Origin of the sequence: Streptomyces sp. NPDC059875 (genome assembly GCF_042731085.1) — a bacterium.
Classification (GTDB): domain Bacteria; phylum Actinomycetota; class Actinomycetes; order Streptomycetales; family Streptomycetaceae; genus Streptomyces.
Genome location: NZ_JBHWJZ010000036.1, coordinates 59,707 through 66,175, shown reverse-complemented (window position 1 = coordinate 66,175; position 6,469 = coordinate 59,707). Strand labels below are relative to the sequence as shown.

4 protein-coding genes are annotated in these 6,469 nt (G+C 69.2%); 3 read left to right on the top strand and 1 reads right to left on the bottom strand.

Annotation, left to right across the window (positions count from 1 at the left end):
• Positions 1-47 precede the first annotated feature (47 nt).
• Complete coding sequence (locus ACFV9D_RS32395; RefSeq protein WP_385154225.1) at positions 48-1,022, bottom strand: hypothetical protein; 975 nt, start codon at positions 1,020-1,022, stop codon at positions 48-50.
• Between the two features lie 187 nt (positions 1,023-1,209).
• Between ACFV9D_RS32395 and ACFV9D_RS32390 the strand changes: the two genes are divergently transcribed.
• From ACFV9D_RS32390 to ACFV9D_RS32380, 3 genes are all read left to right on the top strand, one after another.
• The gene (locus tag ACFV9D_RS32390; protein ID WP_385154222.1) at positions 1,210-2,433 is read left to right on the top strand and encodes an RNA-guided endonuclease InsQ/TnpB family protein; all 1,224 of its coding nucleotides are present in this window, start codon (positions 1,210-1,212) and stop codon (positions 2,431-2,433) included.
• Positions 2,434-2,541: 108 nt separating this feature from the next.
• Positions 2,542-5,163 carry a valine--tRNA ligase gene (locus tag ACFV9D_RS32385; RefSeq protein ID WP_385154219.1) on the top strand — a complete coding sequence of 874 codons (2,622 nt, stop codon included), beginning with the start codon at positions 2,542-2,544 and terminating at the stop codon, positions 5,161-5,163.
• A 148-nt stretch (positions 5,164-5,311) separates the two neighbouring features.
• Positions 5,312-6,457: a sensor histidine kinase gene (locus ACFV9D_RS32380; protein ID WP_385154216.1), complete on the top strand. Its 1,146-nt coding sequence runs from the start codon at positions 5,312-5,314 to the stop codon at positions 6,455-6,457.
• Positions 6,458-6,469: the final 12 nt, after the last annotated feature.

Here is a 6,469-nt window from a genome sequence, read left to right as displayed (position 1 = left end):
GTTGACGACAACCGGCCGGGCGCCCCTGTGTGTGCAGGGCCCGGGGATCAGACCTTGGAGCGCGACGCCTTGTACTGCTGGGCGGTGAGCTCGGCCACCTGGTCGAGGGACGGCGACTGGCCGAGCATGGCACCGGCCGTGTCCATGACGCTGACCACGCCGTAGGTGCTGTAGTCGGACCAGATGCACGTGGGGATCTGGAACTCCTTGGGCCCCTTCTCGGCGGAGCCGTCACCGGCCGGGTTCGAGAACTTGAGGTACTGGCACTTCATCAGTGCCCCTTCGAAGCCGGCGGGCGTCTTCTCCTCCGGGGACCCGACGGGCTCGAGCTTGAGGCCGTCCTCGTCGAGCTCCTTGTTCTCCTTCTTCGAGTAGTTGGCGAAGCCGCCGTCGATGGCCTTCTCCGGGTCGGAGATCTCACCCCATGTTCCGTTCAGGCTCATGCTCTTGGCCTTCATCGGGTCGGAGGAGTCCCCGGCCTTGTACTCGGCCGCGACCATCTGAGGGTTCGTGACCCCCATGGCAGTCGCGTTCGCCTTCTGCTTGTCGGTCATGGTGACCGGCTTCGGGCTGCCGCTGATCTTGTACTCACCGATCGACGAGGCCGGGGTCACCTTGTAGCCCTTGGTGTCGTCGGCGACGGCGCCGTTGCCGCCACCACCGCCGAACACCAGGTACGCGCCGACGCCGATCGCCGCCACGACCGCGACCGCGCCGATGATCAGGCCCACCTTCTTGCCACCGCCCTGAGCCGGCGGCGGGGGCGGCATGTAGCCGCCGGGCGCCTGGCCGTAGGGCGGCTGCTGCGGAGGCTGGCCGTACGGACCGGGCTGCTGGGGCTGCTGCTGCGGGTAGCCGTAGGGCTGCTGCGGCGGCACGCCCTGCGGCGCCTGCTGCGGGTACCCATAGCCGGGCTGCGGCGCTTGCGGCGGCTGGCCGTACGGACCGGGCTGGCCCGGCTGACCGTACGGTCCGGGCTGCTGAGGCTGACCGCCGTACGGACCCGGCTGGTTGTAACTCATGGACAGGTTCCCCTCACAGGATGTTTATGCGTAGCGAACATCCTGTCGGAACCTCGGACGGTCCGGAGTGCCGGGGTGTGGATTGGTTCACGGCTGTGACGCTGCCGGAAGGCGTACATGCTCGAACTGCGAACGCGTGACCACTGCCGGGGTCACTCGTTAGACCGTTCGAGAGGGGGCGGGTGTGATGGATCAGACCGCGAGCGGCACGAGACACGCCAGGTACACGTACCGACTTCGCGTCTCGTCCACCGCGCTCGATGCGCTCGAAGCGGAGTGGGCGCGATGCCGGTGGATCTGGAACGAGTGTGTGGCCAAGTCGAAGGACACGCACGCCCACAACCAGAGACTTCCCGAGGGTGAGAGCAAGCGCACCTGCGGTCCCGCGCAGCTCCACAAACTACTGACCGAGGCCCGGGCCCGCACGCCCTGGTTGCGTGAAGGGTCCTCGGTTGCTCAGCAGCAGATCATCTGGGACTTCGGCAAGTCTCGCGCCAAGGCGCAGAAAGACATCAAGGACCGGCTGCCGATGCACCGCCGCGCCGGGATGCCGAAGTACAAGAGGAAGCGTGAGGCCGCTCCCAGCCTGAACTACACACGGCGCAAGTTCCGGGTGAGGGACGGTCGTCTGCATCTGGTGGGCGGCATCGTCCTGACAGTGGTGTGGTCCCGGGTCCTGCCCGCCGACCCATCCTCTGTGCGCGTGTACCGCGACGGGCTCGGCCACTGGTACGCCTCCTTCGTCGTGGCCGCTCAGCCCGAACCCCTGCCCGAAACGGGTCGGGTGATCGGGGTGGACTGGGGCGTGAAGGAGACCGCGACCACCACGAGCGACGCCCACGACCTTCCCCACGCCGAGCACGGCAAGAAGGCTGCCGCTCGTCTGGCCCGGTATCAGCGGATGATGTCCCGCCGTCGACAGCCCAGGAGCAAAGCCCAGTCCAGGGGATACAGAGCTGCTCAGCGGCAGGCGGCGAAGGTACACAAGAAGGTCGCCCGACAGCGGCAGGACACCGCCCGGAAGTGGGCCAAGCGTGTAGTCCGCGATCACGACGCCCTGGCCGTGGAGGACTTCCGGCCGAAGTTCCCCGCCCAGACCTCCATGGCTCGCAAGGCCGCCGACGCCGCCATCGGGGCGACCAAGAAGGCCCTGGTCGAGATGGGCCACAAGCACGGGCGCACCGTGTACCTCGTACATCCCGCGCACACCACGATGGACTGCGCGCAGTGCGGAGCGAGAGCCAAGCACGCACTACCGCTGGGGGAGCGTACGTACACCTGCACCGCCTGTGGAATGTCCTTTCCAAGAGACAAGAACTCCGCGCGTGTGATGCTTGTCCGGGCTGGTCTGGCCCCGGCTGGCGCTGATCGTGGAAGACCTGACGGGACGCCGTCCCCCCAGGCAGCGTGAGCCAGAAATCCCCGCTCAGCCCTGAAAGAGGGAATCCCCTCCACTCAGGAAGGGGAGCAGTCAAAATCGAGTTTCAGGACAACCCTGCGGCACCCCTAAACTGACCCCGTGACCGAGAACACTCAGCAGCAGACAGCAGCCACCCCCGAACTGCCGACCCAGTACGCGCCGGCCGAAGTAGAGGGGAAGCTGTACGAGCGCTGGGTAGAGCGGGGCTACTTCGAGGCCGACGCGAACAGCGAGAAGCCGCCGTACACCATCGTCATCCCGCCGCCGAACGTCACCGGTTCGCTCCACCTGGGCCACGCCTTCGAGCACACACTGATCGACGCCCTCACCCGCCGCAAGCGGATGCAGGGTTACGAGACGCTGTGGCAGCCGGGCATGGACCACGCCGGCATCGCCACCCAGAACGTCGTCGAGCGCGAGCTCGCCAAGGAGGGCAAGTCCCGCCACGACCTGGGCCGCGAGGCGTTCGTCGAGCGCGTCTGGCAGTGGAAGGGCGAGTCCGGCGGTCAGATCTCGGGCCAGATGAAGCGCCTGGGCGACGGCGTCGCCTGGTCCCGTGAGCGCTTCACCATGGACGAGGGCCTGTCCCAGGCCGTCCAGACCATCTTCAAGAAGCTCTACGACGACGAGCTGATCTACCGCGCCGAGCGCATCATCAACTGGTGCCCGCGCTGTCTGACGGCCATCTCCGACATCGAGGTCGAGTACCAGGACGACGACGGTGAGCTCGTCTCCATCCGGTACGGCGAGGGCGACGCGTCCATCGTCGTCGCCACCACCCGCGCCGAGACGATGCTCGGTGACACCGCCGTCGCCGTCCACCCGGACGACGAGCGGTACAAGCACATGATCGGCACCGAGATCGAGCTGCCGCTGACCGGCCGCCGGATCCCGGTCGTCGCCGACGAGCACGTCGACCCCGAGTTCGGCACCGGCGCCGTCAAGGTGACGCCCGCCCACGACCCGAACGACTTCGAGATCGGCCAGCGGCACAACCTGCCGAGCATCGCCGTCATGGACGAGCACGCCGTCATCACCGTCCACGGCCCCTTCCAGGGCCTGGACCGGCTGGAGGCCCGCTCCGCCATCGTCGGCGCGCTGCGCGCCGAGGGCCGGATCGTCGCCGAGAAGCGTCCGTACGTCCACTCCGTCGGCCACTGCTCGCGCTGCAAGACCACCATCGAGCCGCGCCTGTCGATGCAGTGGTGGGTCAAGGTCGGCCCGCTCGCCAAGGCCGCCGGTGACGCGGTCCGCGACGGCAAGGTCAAGATCCACCCGCAGGAGATGGAGAAGCGGTACTTCGACTGGGTCGACAACCTGCACGACTGGTGCATCTCGCGCCAGCTGTGGTGGGGCCACCGCATCCCGGTCTGGTACGGCCCGAACGGCGAGGTCGTCTGCGTCGGACCGAACGACGAGGCGCCGACCGGCGAGGGCTGGCACCAGGACACCGACGTCCTGGACACCTGGTTCTCGTCCGGCCTGTGGCCGTTCTCGACGCTCGGCTGGCCGGAGCAGACCGACAGCCTCGCGAAGTTCTACCCGAACTCCGTCCTGGTCACCGGCTACGACATCCTCTTCTTCTGGGTCGCCCGGATGATGATGTTCGGCCTCTACGCGATGGACGGCACCCCGCCGTTCCACACCATCGCCCTGCACGGCATGGTCCGCGACCAGTTCGGCAAGAAGATGTCGAAGTCCTTCGGCAACGCGGTCAACCCGCTGGACTGGATGGACGAGTACGGCTCCGACGCCGTCCGTTTCACTCTGGTCAACGGCGCCAACCCGGGTGTCGACGTCCCGATCGGCGAGGACTGGGTCAAGGCGTCCCGGAACTTCGCCAACAAGATCTGGAACGCCACGCGCTTCGCGCTGATGAACGGCGCGACGGTCGAGGGTCCGCTGCCGGACCCGTCGGAGATGTCCGCGACGGACCGCTGGGTCCTCTCGCGGCTCAACAAGACGGTCGCCGAGGTCGACGCGTTCTACGACGACTACCAGTTCGCGAAGCTCGCCGACGCGCTCTACCACTTCGCGTGGGACGAGGTCTTCGACTGGTACGTCGAGCTGTCGAAGACCACGTTCTTCGCCGGCGGCGAGGGTGCCAAGGTCTCCGGCCGGGTCCTCGGCGAGGTCCTGGACGTGATGCTGCGGCTGCTCCACCCGGTCGTCCCGTTCGTCACCGAGACGCTCTGGACCACGCTCACCGGCAAGGAGTCCGTCGTCATCGCCGACTGGCCCACCGACTCGGGCTTCCGCGACGAGGCCGCGGAGAAGGAGATCGAGCTCGTCCAGCGGGTCGTCACGGAGGTCCGCCGGTTCCGTTCGGACCAGGGCCTGCAGCCCGGCCAGAAGGTCCCCGCCCGTCTGGACCTGACCGGCACCGCGCTCGCCCCGCACGAGGCGGCCATCCGCCAGCTGCTGCGGCTCCAGCCGGAGGGCGAGGGCTTCTCCGCCACCGCCTCCCTGCCGGTCGCCGGGGCCACGGTCGCGCTCGACCTGTCCGGCACGATCGACGTCGCCGCGGAGCGCAAGCGCCTCGCGAAGGACCTGGCCGCCGCCGAGAAGGAGAAGGCGCAGGCCAACGGGAAGCTCGGCAACGAGGCCTTCCTGGCGAAGGCGCCGGACAACGTGGTCGACAAGATCCGTACCCGGCTCGCCAAGGCGGACGAGGACATCGCCCGTATCCAGGCGCAGCTGGAGCGGCTGCCGCAGGCGTAAGCGCCCGTAAGCGCAGGTGAGGGGCCCGGAACCGTTCGGTTCCGGGCCCTTTGCCATTCCTCGCCCTTTGTCCGGAGTGCCTGACATCACACGACTTGTGACCAAAGTCCATGCTGCCGGGCCCAAAGGCCATTGGATGATGGAGGGCATGTCCCGCCTCCCCACCTTCCCCGCGCTGCGCCGCCGCGTGGACCGGTGGGCCGTCTCGCCGCCCGCCCTCGACGTCATCGCCGCGGTCAGCGCCTTCGGCCTGATGGTCCTGGACGTGCCCGGGCTCGCGCGCGCCGACAACTCGTTGACCGGCGTCACCGCGACCCTCGTCCTGGCGTCCGGCGCGGCCACGCTGGTGCTGCGGCGCCGGCTGCCGTGGATCCCGTACCTCGTGGCGCTCGCCCTGATGGGCTGGCTGCACGAGCTGACGATGATTCAGTTCGCGCTGTACTCGCTGGGCCGGTTCCGGGGCCGCAAGGTCGCCGTCGTCGCCACCGTGCTGTACGTGGCCGTGGCCTACGCCCTGTTCCACACGCCCGGCTGGCCCGACGCCCGGCACGGCGAGACGCTCAGCGACTTCCTCAGCCTCGTCGTCCCGATCGGCGTGCTCGCGGCCGGCGTCGGCATCGCCGCGTACCGGCAGGACCTGGTGCGCGCCCTGGAGTCGCAGCGCGCCGAGGCCGCGGCGCGGCAGGCGGTGCAGGAGGAGCGGATCTCGGTCGGGCGGGACGTCCACGACCTGGTGGGCCGGGAGCTGACCGTGCTCGCCGTGCGGGCCGAGGTGCTCGCCGTACGGGCCCGGGGCGAGGCGCACATGAAGGACTTCGAGGAGCTCGCGGACACCGCGCGGCGCGCCCACCACATGCTGAACGAGACGATCGTGCGGAGGGCGGACGGGGGAGCGGCGACGCCCGGTCTCGAAGGGCTGGCCGCGCTCGCGGAGGAGAGCGAGCGGATGGGCAGCCCGGTCGAGCTCACGGTCGCCGAGGCGGCGAAGGAGCTGTCGCCGCTCCGGCAGACGGCCGTCCACCGGGTCGTGCAGGAGTGCCTGACGAACGCGGCCAAGCACGCGCCGGGCCTGCCGGTGACCGTGGCGATCTCGGTGACCGGACCCGATCTGCGCATCGAGGTCCGCAACCCGCTCCCCGACACCCCGCCGGACCGCGCCCCCGTCTCGACGGGCACGGGCCTGTTCTCCATGGAGGAGCGCGTCACCAGCATGGGCGGCAGCCTCTCGGCCGGCCCGGACGGCGACACGTACACGGTGACGGCCCTGCTGCCGACGGGCTTCGCCCTCTCGTAGCCGCCGGCGCTC

Bases quoted from the DNA above. Each gene is read 5' to 3' on its own strand.
- ACFV9D_RS32380 (WP_385154216.1), top strand. From the start codon at position 5,312: ATGTCCCGCCTCCCCACCTTCCCCGCGCTGCGCCGCCGCGTGGACCGG.
- ACFV9D_RS32390 (WP_385154222.1), top strand. From the start codon at position 1,210: ATGGATCAGACCGCGAGCGGCACGAGACACGCCAGGTACACGTACCGA.
- ACFV9D_RS32395 (WP_385154225.1), bottom strand. From the start codon at position 1,022: ATGAGTTACAACCAGCCGGGTCCGTACGGCGGTCAGCCTCAGCAGCCC.